This window comes from Streptococcus infantis, assembly GCF_047463615.1.
GTDB classification, from domain to species: Bacteria; Bacillota; Bacilli; order Lactobacillales; family Streptococcaceae; genus Streptococcus; species Streptococcus infantis_X.
The window spans coordinates 652695-668964 of the sequence record NZ_JASHDO010000001.1 but is presented as its reverse complement, the minus strand read 5'-3'; the positions used below and the strand labels follow the sequence as shown (position 1 = coordinate 668964).

At 41.7% G+C, this 16270-nt stretch carries 15 protein-coding genes; 11 read left to right on the top strand and 4 right to left on the bottom strand.

All coding sequences use genetic code 11. The annotated features are described in order from the left end of the window. The 8 genes from QM874_RS03305 to pyrE form a co-directional block, all read left to right on the top strand. A partial coding sequence (locus QM874_RS03305) for an SIALI-17 repeat-containing surface protein (RefSeq protein ID WP_414316193.1) occupies nucleotides 1–689 on the top strand: 689 nt, incomplete at its 5' end. 339 nt (nucleotides 690–1028) lie between these two features. Beyond that, nucleotides 1029–1730: an ABC transporter ATP-binding protein gene (locus tag QM874_RS03300; protein WP_414316192.1), complete on the top strand. Its 702-nt coding sequence runs from the start codon at nucleotides 1029–1031 to the stop codon at nucleotides 1728–1730. A gap of 1 nt (nucleotide 1731) precedes the next feature. Next, nucleotides 1732–4497, top strand: coding sequence for an FtsX-like permease family protein (locus QM874_RS03295; protein WP_414316191.1), 2766 nt, complete (start codon nucleotides 1732–1734; stop codon nucleotides 4495–4497). Nucleotides 4498–4592: 95 nt separating this feature from the next. Then, entirely contained in the window at nucleotides 4593–5945 is a 1353-nt protein-coding gene (gene murD, locus QM874_RS03290; RefSeq protein ID WP_414316190.1) for a UDP-N-acetylmuramoyl-L-alanine--D-glutamate ligase, read from the top strand. A 1-nt stretch (nucleotide 5946) separates the two neighbouring features. Then, on the top strand, nucleotides 5947–7005 hold the full coding sequence (locus tag QM874_RS03285; protein ID WP_414316189.1) for a UDP-N-acetylglucosamine--N-acetylmuramyl-(pentapeptide) pyrophosphoryl-undecaprenol N-acetylglucosamine transferase: 1059 nt from the start codon (nucleotides 5947–5949) through the stop codon (nucleotides 7003–7005). Between the two features lie 9 nt (nucleotides 7006–7014). Continuing rightward, nucleotides 7015–8295, top strand: a complete 1281-nt coding sequence (locus tag QM874_RS03280; protein ID WP_414316188.1) for an FtsQ-type POTRA domain-containing protein — start codon at nucleotides 7015–7017, stop codon at nucleotides 8293–8295. Nucleotides 8296–8551: 256 nt separating this feature from the next. Then, complete coding sequence (gene pyrF / locus QM874_RS03275) at nucleotides 8552–9253, top strand: orotidine-5'-phosphate decarboxylase (protein ID WP_414316187.1); 702 nt, start codon at nucleotides 8552–8554, stop codon at nucleotides 9251–9253. Between the two features lie 38 nt (nucleotides 9254–9291). Continuing rightward, on the top strand, nucleotides 9292–9924 hold the full coding sequence (gene pyrE / locus QM874_RS03270) for an orotate phosphoribosyltransferase (protein ID WP_045614097.1): 633 nt from the start codon (nucleotides 9292–9294) through the stop codon (nucleotides 9922–9924). Nucleotides 9925–9984: 60 nt separating this feature from the next. On the opposite strand, the gene QM874_RS03265 is transcribed toward pyrE, so the two are convergent. The 4 genes from QM874_RS03265 to QM874_RS03250 are packed head-to-tail and all read right to left on the bottom strand — an operon-like array spanning nucleotide 9985 to nucleotide 12946. After that, a complete protein-coding gene (locus QM874_RS03265) occupies nucleotides 9985–10851 on the bottom strand; it encodes a cysteine ABC transporter substrate-binding protein (RefSeq protein WP_414316186.1) in 867 nt (288 codons plus the stop codon). A gap of 18 nt (nucleotides 10852–10869) precedes the next feature. After that, nucleotides 10870–11628 (bottom strand): amino acid ABC transporter ATP-binding protein, encoded by a 759-nt coding sequence (locus QM874_RS03260; protein ID WP_315639687.1) that lies wholly within the window; start codon nucleotides 11626–11628, stop codon nucleotides 10870–10872. Continuing rightward, complete coding sequence (locus QM874_RS03255) at nucleotides 11629–12306, bottom strand: amino acid ABC transporter permease (protein ID WP_223140004.1); 678 nt, start codon at nucleotides 12304–12306, stop codon at nucleotides 11629–11631. Further along, nucleotides 12266–12946, bottom strand: a complete 681-nt coding sequence (locus tag QM874_RS03250; protein WP_414316185.1) for an amino acid ABC transporter permease — start codon at nucleotides 12944–12946, stop codon at nucleotides 12266–12268. The genes QM874_RS03255 and QM874_RS03250 overlap by 41 nt, the downstream gene beginning before the upstream one ends. A 207-nt stretch (nucleotides 12947–13153) precedes the next feature. Here QM874_RS03250 and QM874_RS03245 point away from each other — a divergent pair, with 207 nt between their 5' ends. The 3 genes from QM874_RS03245 to QM874_RS03235 are packed head-to-tail and all read left to right on the top strand — an operon-like array spanning nucleotide 13154 to nucleotide 16163. Further along, nucleotides 13154–13549 carry a CopY/TcrY family copper transport repressor gene (locus QM874_RS03245; protein WP_301559407.1) on the top strand — a complete coding sequence of 132 codons (396 nt, stop codon included), beginning with the start codon at nucleotides 13154–13156 and terminating at the stop codon, nucleotides 13547–13549. 10 nt (nucleotides 13550–13559) lie between these two features. Next, nucleotides 13560–13931, top strand: a complete 372-nt coding sequence (locus tag QM874_RS03240) for a cupredoxin domain-containing protein (protein ID WP_004252344.1) — start codon at nucleotides 13560–13562, stop codon at nucleotides 13929–13931. 9 nt (nucleotides 13932–13940) lie between these two features. Continuing rightward, nucleotides 13941–16163, top strand: a complete 2223-nt coding sequence (locus QM874_RS03235; RefSeq protein ID WP_414316184.1) for a heavy metal translocating P-type ATPase — start codon at nucleotides 13941–13943, stop codon at nucleotides 16161–16163. Nucleotides 16164–16270: the final 107 nt, after the last annotated feature.

The window sequence follows — 16270 nt, the reverse complement described above, 5'->3', positions numbered from 1 at the left end:
AAGTTCCAGAGTACACTGAAGCTATTGGCACAGCAGGTGAAGAAGCAACACCAGTAGTAGAAGTCCCAGAATTCAAGGGTGGCGTTAACGCAGTCGAAGCAGCTGTTCATGAAGTTCCAGAGTACACAGGAGCAATTGGTACAGCAGGTGAAGAAGCAACACCATTAGTAGAAGTCCCAGAATTCAAGGGTGGCGTTAACGCAGTCGAAGCAGCTGTTCATGAAGTTCCAGAGTACACAGGAGCAATTGGTACAGCAGGTGAAGCCGCTATTCATGAAGTTCCAGAGTTTACAGGTGGAGTGAATGGTGTCGAAGCAGCTGTTCAGGAAGTAAGTCCAGAATTCACAGGCAGTGTCAATGGGGCAGAAGCTGCTGTTCATGAAGTCCCAGAGTACCCAGGAGTCATTGGCACAGCAGGTGATGAGCCAGCACCAGTAGTAGAGGTTCCAGAATTTACAGGTGGTGTCAATGGGGCAGAAGGAGCTGTCCATGAGATTCCAGAATACAAAGATGAGCAGTCTCTTGTAGCTCTTACTATGTCACAAGATAAGACTTATCAAGCACCTGCAAGTCATCCATACAAACTCCCAGAGACAGGTACTAAAGAAAATGCTGGCCTTGCAGCCGTAGGTGTTGTAGGAGCACTTCTTGGTCTCTTTGCAATGGGAAAGAAAAAAGAAGACGAATAAGATGATGTAAAAGCATCTAAGTCATAGAGATTGGACCAAGAGACTAATCTCGACAATAAAAAGCGGACAAAACTAGTTTTCTGATGAACAGAATCTGGTCTTGTTCGCTTTTTTATTTTATGAATCAAGTGCAAAAGAAGATAAGAGAAGATCTGCTTCAAAAAGCAAACAGCAAACTAGAGGAGTTGCCTTAGAAACAAGGTGAGCAAGCCAATAGGACTAGTTTTCAGTATTTTTTGCAGTTTCAAAATCTCTCTATTAGTCTACAGGGATAAGCTTTCTTTCTCTCCTCAAAAGAGTTATAATAAAGATGAAAATAGGAGAAGAGGAGGAGATAGGATGGCTTATATTGAAATGAAAAACAGCTATAAGAGGTATCATACTGGTGATACAGAAATCGTAGCCAATCGAGATGTCAACTTCGAGATTGAAAAGGGAGAACTAGTCATTATCCTTGGGGCATCTGGTGCAGGGAAGTCAACCGTTTTAAATATTCTTGGTGGTATGGATACAAACGATGAAGGGCAAGTCTGGATTGATGGGACCAATATCTCGAATTTCACTTCTCATCAGAGAACTAACTATCGTAGAGATGACGTTGGCTTTGTCTTTCAATTTTACAACTTGGTTTCTAACTTGACTGCCAAGGAAAATGTTGAGCTAGCTTCAGAAATTGTTGCCGATGCCTTGGATCCTGAGCAGGTTCTCAAGGATGTAGGCTTAGGTCACCGTCTTAATAACTTTCCGGCCCAGTTGTCAGGTGGTGAGCAACAACGGGTATCCATTGCTCGAGCTGTGGCTAAAAATCCTAAAATTCTCCTTTGTGATGAACCAACAGGAGCTTTGGACTACCAGACTGGTAAGCAGGTTCTAAAGATTCTTCAAGATATGTCACGTAAGAAGGGGGCCACCGTTATCATCGTGACCCATAATGCATCCCTAGCTCCAATAGCTGATCGGGTGATTCAGATGCATGATGCCAGTGTCAAGAGTGTTGTCCTCAATCCTCAACCACAGGATATTGATGATTTGGAGTACTAAGATGAAAAGAAAGACATATTGGAAAGACCTGCTCCAGTCTTTCACAGGTTCAAAGGGACGGTTTTTATCCATCCTAACTCTGATGATGTTGGGTTCTTTGGCCGTGGTTGGTCTCAAAGTAGCTAGTCCCAATATGGAGCGAACAGCATGGGATTTTATTCAAAAAGCTAATCTGGCTGATATTACTGTCATAGCAGATTATGGGCTTGATCAGGCTGACCAGGAAGAACTTAAAAATCTTACTCGAGCATCCGTTGAGTTTGGTTATATGACGGATTTGACTTTAGAAGGTAGTCAAGAAGCCATACGGATTTTTTCTAAGACAGAAAGAATTTCTAAATTTCAAGTAACCCAAGGACGATTGCCTGAGAAAGAAGATGAACTAGCCTTGGCGGACTTTTGGAAAGATCGCTATCAGATTGGTCAAATTATTCATTTGAGTCAAAAGAAGGGCAGTAATTCTCAATTGAAGCGAGATAGTTATACCATTACAGGTTTTGTCCACTCACCAGATATCTTTTCAAAATCAGATATGGGGAGTTCAAGCAGTGGTAATGGGAATCTAGCAGCTTACGCTGTCGTAACTGAAGATAGTTTTAGGAGTTCTGTTTACACGATTGCCCGCATGAGATTTGCTAGTCTTACATACATTAATTATATTTATAGTGGTGGTTCTGATAATACTGTAATAGCTGAAGAGACGTTACTTCCCAATCCTTTTTCCAGTGATTATGAGAAGAAGCTAGAGAAAGAAGAGGTGACTCTCAAGGAACAACTTGCTGATAATGGTCAAGCGCGGCTAGAAAAAATGAAGAAGGACGCTCAAGAGTCCCTTGATGAGGGCAAGAAACAGCTAGACGAGGCTGAAAGCAACTTGACAGCTGGCAAGAAACGCCTGCAGGAAATCGAAACGCGTCTACAAGCTCAAGAAAATCAAGTGATCCAACTACCAGAACCACAAAAAAGTCAAGCATCTAGTCAGTTAGAAGAAGCAAAAAAGCAACTGAAGCAGGAACAGGAAAAGCTGAGCCAAGCCGAAACAGATCTTACTAAGGAAAAGGCTAAATGGCAGACCAGTCAGGATGAAGTCAATGCTCTGACAGAGCCAACCTATCATGTCTACAATCGCAAGAGTTCTCCTACTGGTCAAGGGTATCTCATGTATAGTAACTCGGCCATGAGTATTCGTGCCGTGGGAAATATTTTTCCAGTTGTTCTCTATGCCGTTGCAGCCATGGTTACCTTTACCACCATGACACGATTTGTAGACGAGGAAAGAACCAATGCAGGGATTTTCAAAGCTTTAGGCTACCATAGCAAGGACATCATTGCTAAGTTTGTGATTTATGGTCTGGTTGCTGGCACTCTTGGAACCCTACTAGGAATCTTACTTGGACATTACGTTTTGGCACCTACTATTTCGCATATCATTACTGAGCGAATGATTGTTGGAGAGAGTCAGCAGAATTTCTATTGGACCTATAGTTGCTTGGCTCTGGGACTAAGCTTAATAGCTAGCGTTTTACCTGCCTACCTTGTATCTCGCAGAGAATTGCATGAAGAAGCAGCGCAATTATTACTACCCAAACCACCAGTCAAGGGTTCAAAGATTCTCTTGGAGCGGATAACCTTTATCTGGTCACGCTTGAGTTTTACTCAGAAGGTAACAGCCCGCAACATTTTCCGTTACAAACAACGCATGCTGATGACCATTTTTGGAGTTGCTGGTTCAGTAGCCCTCCTCTTTGCAGGACTTGGGATTCAATCCTCTGTGGTTGGAGTGGCAGACAGGCAGTTTAAGGATCTGCAACAATACCAGATGGTTCTCTCTGTCAATTCTCGAGCTTCTGATTCTGATAAGGCTAAGCTAGAGGAAAAACTGAAAAGTGATGAAGTAGAAAACTACCGTTTGATTTTTTCCAAACAGATTGAAGAAAAGTATGCTGGCAAGACAGGTGTTCAAACCGTGACCATGATGGTAACGGATCAAGATGACCTAGCTCCCTTTGTCCTCCTAGAAAAAAATGGGGAAAAACTGGGCTTGTCTAACGGAGTTGTCTTGACTGAAAAATTAGCCCAGTTGGCTGGAGTTTCTGTTGGTGACAATTTTACAATCGATGGGAAAACCTTTAAAGTAGGTGCTATTACCGAGCACTATGTGGGCCATTTTGTCTATATGAATCAGGCGACCTATGAGAAAATTTATGGTCAAACTCCTAAGTTGAATACCTATCTAGTCCAACTCAAGGATAAAAGTGAAGTCAATACCGAAAGAGTCGCAGGAGAATTTATGGACCAGGCGGCTGTCAGTGGCCTCGTTCAAAATGCCTCCACCATTCAGCTCTTTGAAAGTTTTGCCAATTCTCTGAATCATACCATGGCGATTTTGGTGCTGGTATCGGTGCTATTAGCCATTGTGATTCTCTATAATTTGACCAATATCAATGTTGCTGAACGGATTCGGGAACTCTCAACCATCAAGGTTCTTGGTTTTCATAACAAAGAAGTGACCCTTTATATCTATCGGGAGACCATCATATTGTCACTAATTGGAATGATTGTAGGATTGGTATCAGGCTTTTATCTCCATCAATTTCTCATTCAGATGATCGCACCCGGTACCTTCCGTTTTCAACCCAAGGTCGGCTGGGAAGTTTATCTCATTCCAGTTATAGCTGTCAGTGTCATTTTGACCATCCTAGGCTTTTTTATCAATTATTATCTCCGAAAGGTGGATATGTTAGAAGCCCTCAAGTCTGTAGAATAGTTGATCGAGGACAAAAACAAATAAGAAAGCCCTTTGTGGCTTTTTTATTTTCATAAAAATGGTAAAATAGTAAGAGTAGAAATGGAGTTCTAGATATGAAACGAATTGATCAATTTGAAAATAAGAAAGTATTAGTCCTAGGTTTGGCCAAATCTGGTGAATCTGCAGCTCGTCTTTTGGACAAGCTAGGTGCCATTGTGACAGTGAATGACGGCAAGCCTTTTGAGGAAAATCCAGCAGCTCAGAGCCTTTTAGAAGAGGGCATCAAGGTTGTCACTGGTGGACATCCTTTGGAATTATTGGATGAAGATTTTGCTCTTATGGTAAAAAATCCAGGGATTCCTTATAGCAATCCTATGATTGAAAAAGCTCTAGAAAAAGGCATTCCAGTCTTGACAGAGGTTGAGTTGGCCTACTTGATTTCAGAAGCACCAATAGTAGGTATTACTGGTTCAAATGGTAAGACTACAACGACAACCATGATTGGAGAAGTTCTGACTGCTGCGGGGCAAAATGGCCTCTTATCAGGTAACATCGGTTATCCTGCAAGCCAAGTAGCTCAGACAGCAACAGATAAGGATACCCTTGTCATGGAACTTTCTTCTTTCCAATTAATGGGAATCCAGGAATTCCATCCTGAAATTGCTGTTATCACCAATCTGATGCCAACCCATATTGACTATCACGGTTCTTTTGAAGCTTATGTTGAAGCCAAGTGGAATATTCAAAGAAATATGACAGCGGCTGATTACCTAGTTTTGAACTTCAATCAGGAATTAGCTAAAGAGCTTGCGAAAAAAACAAATGCAACTGTAGTACCATTCTCAACACTTGAAAAGGTTGATGGAACTTATCTTGAAGATGGTCTTCTTTACTTCCGTGGTGAAAAAGTTATGGCAGCTGACGAAATCGGTGTTCCAGGTAGCCACAATGTGGAAAATGCTCTTGCAACCATTGCTGTTGCCAAACTTCGTGGTGTTGACAATGAAACCATCAAGGAAACCTTGTTAGCCTTTGGTGGAGTTAAGCACCGTCTCCAATTCGTAGACCAAATCAATGGTGTGAAATTCTATAACGATAGCAAGTCAACCAATATCTTGGCAACTCAAAAAGCCTTGTCTGGATTTGACAATAGCAAGGTTATCTTGATTGCTGGTGGTTTGGACCGTGGTAATGAGTTTGACGAATTGGTTCCAGATATTACTGGACTTAAGAACATGGTCATTCTCGGTCAGTCTGCAGAACGTGTCAAACGTGCAGCGGACAAGGCTGGTGTGGCTTATGTGGATGCAACAGACATTGCTGACGCAACTCGAAAGGCTTATGAACTTGCAGAAGAAGGAGATGTGGTTCTCCTTAGTCCTGCTAATGCTAGCTGGGATATGTATGCCAACTTTGAGGTACGTGGAGATCTTTTCATCGACACTGTAGCGGAGTTAAAGGGATAATATGAAAAAAATAGTATTTACAGGTGGGGGAACGGTTGGACACGTTACCCTCAACCTTTTGTTAATGCCTAAGTTCATCGAAGATGGCTGGGAAGTCCACTATATTGGTGACAAAAACGGAATTGAGCATCATGAAATCCTCAAGTCAGGTTTAGATGTCACCTTCCATTCTATTGCAACTGGGAAATTGCGCCGATATTTTTCATGGCAAAATATGGTTGACGTCTTTAAGGTTTCATTTGGAATCCTTCAATCGCTCTTTATCATGCTTCGACTTTGTCCTCAGGCCCTCTTTTCTAAGGGTGGATTTGTATCTGTTCCTCCTGTTATTGCAGCGCGAGTATGCAGAGTGCCAGTCTTTATCCACGAGTCTGATCTCTCTATGGGATTGGCCAATAAAATTGCCTATAAGTTTGCGACCAAGATGTACTCTACTTTCGAGCAAGCATCTAGTCTCACTAAGGTAGAACATGTAGGAGCCGTGACTAAGGTTTCTGGTCCAATTATGGAAGAACCCGAAGAAATGGTGGATATCCGAACTTACTTCGATAGTAAGTCACCAACCCTTCTCTTCGTCGGCGGTTCTGCTGGGGCGCGTGTCTTTAACCAATTAGTTACAGACCACAAGGAAGAACTGACTAGTCGCTACAATATCATCAACCTGACAGGGGATGCTAGTTTAAATGAACTAAGTTCAAACCTCTATCGTGTTGACTACGTGACAGACCTTTATCAACCGCTCATGAATCTGGCTGATGTGGTTATTACTCGTGGTGGTGCCAATACTATTTTTGAACTGTTGGCCATGGCTAAATTGCATGTCATTGTCCCTCTAGGGCGTGAAGCTAGCCGTGGAGACCAGATTGAAAATGCAGCTTACTTTGTGAAAAAAGGCTATGCAGAGGAGTTGCAAGAGAGTGACTTGACCTTGTCTACTTTAGAAGAAAAAGTAAGCAAGCTTTTGACTCACAAAGAAGACTACCAGAGCACGATGAAGAATTCTCATGAATTAAAATCTGTGGCGGATTTTTATGCGCTACTAAAAAAAGATCTATCATAAGGAAAATCGATGTCAAAGGATAAGAAACAAGAGTCAACTCAAGGCAAGGAATTGTCAGAGTGGCAAAAACGAAATCAAGAATATCTTCAAAAAAAAGCTGAAGAAGAGGCTCAACTAACCAAAGAAAAGGCCCAAGCAGATGCCAATAAAAAAGAAGTTTCAAAAGCTCTAAAAGAAGAAGCCACCTTATCAGAGTGGCAGAAGCAGAACCGTGAATATCTGCGCAAAAAGGCTGAAGAAACCAAAGAAGAGCAAGAGTCAGATATATCCGAAAATACAGAGGAAGCAACGGAAGTAGCTCCTAATAGCGAAGAACAGAAGGAGCTTATAGCAGATGAGTCCTCGTCTGAACTTGAAGAGGAAGCAGCTGAAGCAGAACAAGTGGAAGACCAGGCCGAAGAATCAGAAGCAGCAAAAGTAGAAAAGGTAGAAGAAAAGAAGGTTAAAACCAAGAAAAAGGCTACCAAGCCTTCTATTCCTAGAGTTCATATCTGGCGTGCTGTTACGATTCTAATCCCAAGTTTGCTTTTCTTGGTCTTTTCGATCTATCTCTTGACGCCCTTCTCAACTCTGAAAAACATAGAAGTCACTGGTACAGTAGAGACCAATGCAGACCAAATCAAAGAGGCTTCAGGGATTCGTGATAGTGACTATACCTTTAGTCTACTTCTCAATAAAGACAAACATGCTGAGATGATTAAGTCCAATCACTGGATTGAATCTGCTAGCATTCACTATCAATTCCCGACCAATTTCACCATCCAGATTAAAGAGTATGAAATTGTGGCTTATTATGTTTCTGGAGAGGACCATTATCCGATTCTTTCTAGTGGGACGGTGGAAACTAGTCCAGTTAGCCTCCTCAGCTTACCAGAAACCTATCTATCTGTTCTCTTCAACGATGAGCAGCAAATCAAAACCTTGATTGAACAACTGGCTGATGTTAGCCCAGAGATTAAGCAAGCGATCAAAACGATTGAATTGGCTCCAACTAGTGTAACCAGTGATCTGCTCAAGATTACCATGTATGATACGGATGAAGTTTTAGTTCCTATATCAGAACTAGGTAAAAAATTGCCTTATTATAGTAAGATAAAACCACAATTGACAGTACCAAGTGGTATTGATATGGAAGTTGGTATCTATAGTTATAGTTTGGCGGATAAGGCACTTGAGGAAGAAAGAATCAAGGCCAAAGAAGAGGAGAAGAAAAAGCTGGAAGAAGAAAAGAAAAAACAAGAGGAACAGGGTAATCAAAACCAAACAACTCAACAATCACAGAGTCGATAAACTTGAGAACATTCTATCTGCTTGATTGTGAGTCTTGGCTTTAAAGTTCTTCGGATACTAGTTTTTACTTGACAAGTCCCGCTTTAAATAATAGAATAGTAAAAAACCTTTAAAGCAGTCCAGAGAGGCAGCTAAGGTTAGACGGTGAAAGGGTGGATTCTACCCATTTTTCGTGGAACCTTGCTGTTGGAAGGTTCCTTTTTTGTAGTCTCTTTGACGGAAGCTGGGCTGATAAGAAAGATAAGAGGAGAAACGCATGCGTGAAAGTCGCCCAGTCATAGCTCTGGATTTTCCAAGTTTTGAAGAAGCCAAGAAGTTCTTAGCCCTATTTCCAGCAGAGGAAAAGCTCTATGTCAAAGTAGGAATGGAAATCTACTATGCTGTAGGGCCAGAAGTTGTCCGTTATTTGAAGTCATTAGGACATAGTGTCTTTTTGGATCTCAAACTGCATGATATTCCCAATACAGTCAAATCAACCATGAAAATTTTATCGAACCTGGGAGTTGACATGACCAATGTGCAGGCAGCAGGTGGGGTTGAGATGATGCAAGCAGCGCGTGAAGGATTGGGAGACAAGGGGATTCTCATAGCGGTGACGCAATTAACCTCAACCTCAGAGGAACAAATGCAAGAGTGTCAAAATATCCAAACCAGCCTCCAAGAGTCGGTTATCCACTATGCCCAGAAAACAGCTGAAGCTGGTCTAGATGGAGTCGTTTGCTCGGCCCAAGAAGCCAAGCTTATCAAACAAGCAACTCATGAAGACTTTATCTGTCTGACACCAGGGATTCGCCCAAGAGGGACAGAAGCAGGAGATCAGAAACGGGTAGTAACCCCAGGAGAAGCTTACCAGATTGGCAGTGACTACATCGTAGTTGGCCGTCCGATTACGCAAGCAGCTGATCCAGTCGCAGCCTACCATGCCATCAAAGAAGAATGGACACAAGATTGGGTTTAAAAAGAAGATTCATTTAACACTATAAAAAGGAGCACACCATGACACTTGCTAAAGACATTGCTAGCCATCTATTGAAAATTCAAGCCGTATACCTCAAACCTGAAGAGCCCTTCACTTGGGCATCAGGAATTAAGTCACCGATTTATACGGACAATCGTGTGACGCTTGCTTATCCAGAGACACGTACCTTGATTGAGAATGGTTTTGTGGAGGCCATCAAAGCTGAATTCCCTGAGGTAGAAGTAATTGCAGGCACAGCGACTGCAGGTATCCCACACGGAGCCATCATCGCTGATAAAATGAATCTACCATTTGCTTACATCCGTAGCAAACCAAAAGACCACGGAGCAGGCAACCAAATCGAAGGCCGTGTAGCCCAAGGTCAAAAAATGGTCGTTGTTGAAGATTTGATTTCAACTGGTGGCTCAGTTCTTGAGGCCGTGGCAGCTGCCAAACGTGAAGGAGCAGATGTTCTGGGTGTTGTAGCTATCTTTAGCTATCAATTGCCAAAAGCAGACAAGAACTTTGCAGATGCTGGTGTCAAACTAGTAACACTTTCAAACTATAGTGAGCTGATCCACCTAGCCCAAGAAGAGGGCTATATCACACCAGAAGGACTTGACCTTTTAAAACGATTTAAAGAAGACCAGGAAAATTGGCAAAATGTTTAGAGCATAGAAAAATCAGGTAGTCGCTAGGATTACCTGATTTCTTTTTATTCTCGGAAAGTATTAGTCGACTTTTCCACCTTCAACAACCAGGTCATCTGCTTTAGCAGCGTCACCGTAAGTTGGGTGGAGTGTTTTTTCATAGGCTTTGTGGAAGAAGTTTTCCTTACCTAATTTTTCGATTTCTTGGTTGATGTAGTCGAGTAGTTCTTGGTTACCTTTTTGAACTGCTGGTGCGATGGTATCTGGGTTACCTAGAGAAGAAATTCCTACCTCATATCCTTTATTTTCAAGGGCCCAAGCTAGGACTTCAGTATTGTCAGTAGAGAAGGCATCTCCACGTCCATCAAGAAGGGCTTGGTAAGCATCACTATATTGGTCGTATTTTTGAAGTTTTACTTCTGGGTGATTTTTCTCAAAGTAAGTTTCAGCAGTCGTTCCTTTTGTAACAATCAAGGTTTTGCCTTCAAGTTGCTTAACATCTGTAATTAGACCAGTCTTTGGTGACACAACACCGAGAGAAACTTTCATGTAAGGAAGGGCAAAGTCAACTTGTTTCTTACGTTCGTCAGTAACTGTGAAGTTGGCAAGGGTGATATCAACCTTGTTTGAAATCAAGTATTCAGCACGGTTGGCAGCATCGACAGAAACGTATTTGACCTTTACACCAAGGTTTTGAGCTAATTGATTACCTAGTTCGATATCATAACCTTGGTAAGAACCATCGTTGTCAACATAACCAAATGGTTTTTTGTCTCCAAATACCGCGATTCGAAGTTCACCACTCTTTTTAATTTCATCAATGGTGCGAGCCTTGGCAGTCGTTTTACCAGATGAAGCATCAGAGCTTCCACCTGAACTACAAGCTGTGACAAAGATAAGCGCAAATGCTAGAGCAAAAACAGTTAGAATTGGTTTAAGTAGTTTCATAATAATCTCCTTTATTGATTATAGATATGAGCCAAACTGGCTAAAGTCAAAGACATTTAAAAATTCTTGTGCTCGTTTGGTTTGTGGATTTGTGAAGAATTCTTGAGCCGTTCCTTCTTCAGCAATCTTCCCTTGGTCTAGAAAGATGATGCGATCCGCAATAGCTTGGGCAAACTGCATTTCATGGGTTACCAAAATCATGGTACGCCCTTCCTGTGCCAAGTCATTGATAAGTTCCAGAACCTCACGCACCATTTCTGGATCCAGTGAAGCAGTTACCTCGTCAAAAAGAATGATTTCTGGATGCATGAGAAGGGCACGAACGATAGCAACCCGTTGCTTTTGTCCGCCGGATAATTGGCGAGCGAAGCTATGTTGTTTATCTAGAAGTCCGACACGTTCTAGTAGTTGCAGAGCTTCATCAGTAACCTCTTTTTTGTCTCTCCCTTGAGCCTTGATAGGTCCTAAGATAAGATTTTGAAGGACATCCAAGTGAGGAAAGAGTTCATAACTTTGAAAGACCATACCGATCTTTTGGCGAACCAGGTGAAAATCTTTTTTATTTTCAACGATGGACTGACCATCCAGCAGGATATCTCCCCCTTGAATACTTTCTAAACCATTGAGACAGCGAAGAAGGGTACTTTTCCCACAACCAGAGGGTCCTAAGATGACGACAACTTCTCCCTTTTTGATATCTAGAGAAAGTCCTTGGAGGATAGGATTGTCTCCGAAGGATTTTTTTAGTTCCTTGATTTCTAAAATAGTTTCAGACATTTAGTTCCTCCAATGTTTTTCTAAGTGAGTAGATAGTTTGGAAATAGGGAAGCAAACCGCGAAATACAAGACTAGGATGGTTCCATAAATCCAAAAGGAAGCGGTTGGAATCGTTAGACGATTACTATCGATGATTTGTTGTCCAACCTTGGTAACTTCAACAACCCCAATCAAAACAACTAAGGAAGTTGTTTTAATCATCCTAGTGACAAGATTGATAGCTTGTGGTAACAGTCTTCTCAAGACCTGAGGGATGATGATGTAGTAGTAGAGTTGCACTTTAGTTAAGCCAAGTGCTTGTCCGCTCTCAAACTGATGTTTAGGGAGCGAAGTGATAGCTCCACGAACCAAGTCTCCCATCTCAGCTGTTCCCCAGAGGGTAAAAACAATAATAGCAGAAGTTTCACCTGAGATATTGATATTAAAGTTTCGAGCTAAACCAAAGTAAACGATAAAGAGAAGCACCAGCTGGGGCATGATACGGATAAATTCTAGATAGAAGCGTGTCAAGAAGCGAATCACTCTAGAATGAGAAGTCATGATAATTCCCATCACCGTTCCGAAAATCATGGATAAGAGGACAGACAGGATAGAAATCCCAATCGTGACTCCCAATCCTTGTAAGATTCTCAGAAGATTATTTCCCTGAAAGAGTACTTGCATTCCCGAATCCTGCATGACGGAGCCTCCTTTCTATCCAACTAAAGACTAGTGAAATAGGTAGAAGCATGATCAGGTAGGCTACCACCAGCATAGTCAGTGCAATGTCTGTCTCATAATATAGGCCAATCAAATCCTTAGCAACGTACATAAGGTCAGCAAGGGCAACTGCTGAGAAGACAGAAGTTTCCTTGATGAGGAAAATAACATTGGCACTAAAGGATGGTAGAGCCACCGCTGTCGCTTGTGGAAGAACCACGTAGCGAAAAACCTGAAATGGTGTAAGGCCAATGGCTAAACCAATTTCATGCTGGATTTGGCTAACTGCTTCTAGCCCGCTTCGGAAGGATTCTGCCATGTAGGAACCACCTAAAAAGATGAGTCCGACTGTTGCACAGACTTCTGAAGAAAGAACAATCCCTATTCGAGGTAGGCCGAAGTATAGAAAGAAAAGTTGTATCAAAAGGGGTGTATTTCGTGAAAGTTCGATATAGGCTGTTGCCAACTGGGAGAAAACAGGAAGGCGGTAATGCCGGATGACACTGACGATGAGCCCCAGCAAAAAAGAACCTAGAATTCCCCAAACTGCAATATGCAAGGTCAGAAAGAATGCCTTTTGATAGAGTGGTAGATATTGTTCAACAATGGACCAATCCAAAAGTAGAACCTCCCATCTAGGAAAATGATACAGTTATTGTAGCATTAAAAGAGAGCTTTGGATAATATGTATTTTTTATTGTGGTGATAAAAAATATTTATAGCGGCGATAAATTTTAAAAATGTGATTTCTTTGGTTGACAAATGTAGATTTTGAGAGTATACTGATAATTGTGATTGACAAATGTAGATTTAGGAGGAGATAACCATGCAGATTTCGGATGCAGAATGGCAGGTCATGAAGATTATCTGGATGCAGGGAGAACAGACAAGCACTGATCTTATAAAAGTATTAGAAAAAAGATTCAGCTGGTCCAAGTCCACGATCCAGACACTCTTGGCTCGTTTGGTGGAGAAAGAATGTTTGACTCGGGAAAAACAGGGCAAGTTCTTTATCTATTCAGCTCTGTTGACACAGGAAGATAGCAAGAAGTTACTTGTCCAGGATATCAAAGACAAGCTTTGTTCCCGCAGGATGAAGCAGTTACTTGCTGATTTGATTGAAGAATGTGACTTTACCCTAGCTGACTTGGAAGGCTTGGAAGAAGTGATTTCAAAGAAAAAAGCAAGTGCTGTAACAGAAGTAAGATGTAATTGTATGTAAAGGAGACGCTATGTTAAATCTATTTGTATCTATTGTTGTTTTGGGAATGATTGCTTTTATCCTCTTTTGGTTTTTCAAAAAACCGCAAGAAGATGCTAAGAGAGCCCAGCAAAAAAATGGCTATCAGGAGATTCGAGTGGAGGTCATGGGGGGCTACACTCCAGGAACCATTATCCTCAAAAAATCGCAACCTGCTCGCATTATTTTTGATCGAAAAGATCCTTCACCTTGCTTAGATCAAATCGTTTTTCCAGACTTTGGAGTGCATGCAGATCTACCTATGGGAGACCAATATGTGGTTGAAATCACTCCTGAAGAAGCAGGTGAGTATGGTTTCTCTTGTGGCATGAATATGATGCACGGTAAGATGATTGTAGAATAGGAGAATGATATGACTGAAATTGTAAAAGCAAGTCTTGAAAATGGTGTTCAAAAAATCCGTATCACGGCAGACAAAGGCTACCATCCAGCCCACATTCAACTGCAAAAAGGGATTCCTGCTGAGATTACCTTTCATCGTGTGACACCATCAAACTGTTATAAAGAGATTCTCTTCGAAGAAGAAGGGATTCTAGAACCAATCGCTCAAGATGAGGAAAAAGTGATTCGCTTTACGCCTCAAGACTTGGGTGAGCATGAATTTTCATGTGGCATGAAGATGCAAAAGGGGACCTACACCGTTGTTGAAAAAACTAAAAAGTCTCTCAGTCTTTTACAACGTTTTTGGATTACTAGTATCTTTACTGTGCCTCTTGTGATTCTCATGATTGGGATGTCTACAGGAGGAATTAGTCACCAAGTCATGCGTTGGGGCACCTTTTTAGCCACAACACCCATTATGCTGGTAGCTGGAGTTCCATATATCAGAAGCGCCTGGGCTAGTTTTAAAAAGCACAATTCCAACATGGATACCTTGGTTGCTCTGGGAACCCTAGTGGCCTATTTCTATAGCTTAGTTGCCCTCTTCACTGGTCTGCCCGTTTACTTTGAAAGTGCTGCATTTATCCTCTTCTTCATTCTTTTGGGAGCAGTTTTTGAGGAAAAAATGCGAAAAAATACTTCCCAAGCTGTAGAGAAATTACTAGATTTGCAAGCTAAAACTGCAGAAGTTTTACGTGATGATGTTTATGTTCAAATCCCTCTAGAACAAGTCAAAGTTGGGGATCTCATTCGCGTTCGACCAGGTGAAAAAATTGCCGTTGATGGGACTGTGTTAGAAGGTGAAACGAGTATTGATGAGTCAATGGTGACTGGGGAAAGTATTCCAGTCGATAAATCAGTTGGAGATGCTGTCATTGGTTCAACCATCAATAATAGTGGTACGATCATCTTTAGAGCTGAAAAAGTTGGTTCTGAGACTATGCTGGCTCAGATTGTGGATTTTGTGAAGAAAGCTCAAACGAGTCGTGCTCCTATTCAAGATTTGACAGACAAGATTTCTGGGATTTTTGTACCAGCAGTTGTCATTTTAGGACTTCTTACTTTTTGGATCTGGTTTGTTTTCCTAGGAGAAAGCTTTGTGACGTCACTTCTCTACGGAGTTGCTGTTTTGATAATTGCCTGTCCTTGTGCACTAGGACTCGCGACACCGACAGCACTCATGGTTGGAACAGGACGAAGTGCCAAGATGGGGATTCTTCTCAAAAATGGTACAGTTTTACAGGAAATCCAAAAAGTCCAAACGGTTGTTTTTGATAAGACAGGAACCTTGACCGAAGGGAAGCCAGTAGTGACAGATGTTATCGGAGATGAAGGAGAAGTGCTAAGTTTGGCTGCTTCACTGGAAGATGTATCTCAACACCCGCTAGCTCAAGCTATTGTTAATCGTGCATCTGAACTAGGAATTAGCCTTTACCCAGTGGAAAACTTCCAAGCCTTGCATGGAAAAGGTGTGACTGGGATTATTAATAGTAAACAAGTCTTGCTTGGGAATGCCAAACTCTTAGATGATCTTGCTATTCCACATGATTATCAAGAACGATTTGATTTGCTTGAGAAAGAAGCGAAAACAGTTGTCTTCTTATCAGTAGATGGTGAACTAAAAGGCTTAATTGCCTTGCAGGATGTCCCTAAGGAAAATGCCAAAGAAGCTATTGCTAAATTGAAAAAACGCGGCCTTAGAACGGTCATGCTTACCGGAGATAATGCTGGAGTAGCGCATGCGATTGCAGAGCAAATTGGAATCGAAGAAGTGATTGCAAATGTCTTGCCAGAGGAAAAGGCACATGAAATTCACAAGCTTCAAAAGAATGGCAAATTGGCCTTTGTTGGAGATGGTATCAATGATGCGCCGGCCCTCAGTGTAGCGGATGTCGGAATTGCCATGGGCTCTGGGACAGATATTGCCATTGAATCAGCAGATCTTGTCCTTACAACCAACAATTTACTAGGATTGGCACGTGCTTTTGATATGAGTAAGAAGACCTTTAATCGTATTCTACTCAATCTTTTCTGGGCTTCTATCTATAACCTCATTGGTATTCCGATTGCAGCAGGAGTCTTTTCAAGTCTTGGTTTAGTGCTTAATCCAGAACTTGCAGGATTAGCCATGGCCTTTAGTTCAGTCTCTGTTCTAATCAGCTCTCTCATGCTTAATTTTACGAAAGTCGATTAATACTCTTCGAAAATCTCTTCAAACCACGTCAGCTTTATCTGCAACCTCAAAGCTGTGCTTTGAGCAACCTGCGGCTAGCTTCCTAGTTTGATCTTTGGTTTTCATTG

Coding starts and splice junctions, on each gene's coding strand:
- QM874_RS03300 (WP_414316192.1), top strand. CDS start 1,029: ATGGCTTATATTGAAATGAAAAACAGCTATAAGAGGTATCATACTGGT.
- QM874_RS03295 (WP_414316191.1), top strand. CDS start 1,732: ATGAAAAGAAAGACATATTGGAAAGACCTGCTCCAGTCTTTCACAGGT.
- murD (WP_414316190.1), top strand. CDS start 4,593: ATGAAACGAATTGATCAATTTGAAAATAAGAAAGTATTAGTCCTAGGT.
- QM874_RS03285 (WP_414316189.1), top strand. CDS start 5,947: ATGAAAAAAATAGTATTTACAGGTGGGGGAACGGTTGGACACGTTACC.
- QM874_RS03280 (WP_414316188.1), top strand. CDS start 7,015: ATGTCAAAGGATAAGAAACAAGAGTCAACTCAAGGCAAGGAATTGTCA.
- pyrF (WP_414316187.1), top strand. CDS start 8,552: ATGCGTGAAAGTCGCCCAGTCATAGCTCTGGATTTTCCAAGTTTTGAA.
- pyrE (WP_045614097.1), top strand. CDS start 9,292: ATGACACTTGCTAAAGACATTGCTAGCCATCTATTGAAAATTCAAGCC.
- QM874_RS03265 (WP_414316186.1), bottom strand. CDS start 10,851: ATGAAACTACTTAAACCAATTCTAACTGTTTTTGCTCTAGCATTTGCG.
- QM874_RS03260 (WP_315639687.1), bottom strand. CDS start 11,628: ATGTCTGAAACTATTTTAGAAATCAAGGAACTAAAAAAATCCTTCGGA.
- QM874_RS03255 (WP_223140004.1), bottom strand. CDS start 12,306: ATGCAGGATTCGGGAATGCAAGTACTCTTTCAGGGAAATAATCTTCTG.
- QM874_RS03245 (WP_301559407.1), top strand. CDS start 13,154: ATGCAGATTTCGGATGCAGAATGGCAGGTCATGAAGATTATCTGGATG.
- QM874_RS03240 (WP_004252344.1), top strand. CDS start 13,560: ATGTTAAATCTATTTGTATCTATTGTTGTTTTGGGAATGATTGCTTTT.
- QM874_RS03235 (WP_414316184.1), top strand. CDS start 13,941: ATGACTGAAATTGTAAAAGCAAGTCTTGAAAATGGTGTTCAAAAAATC.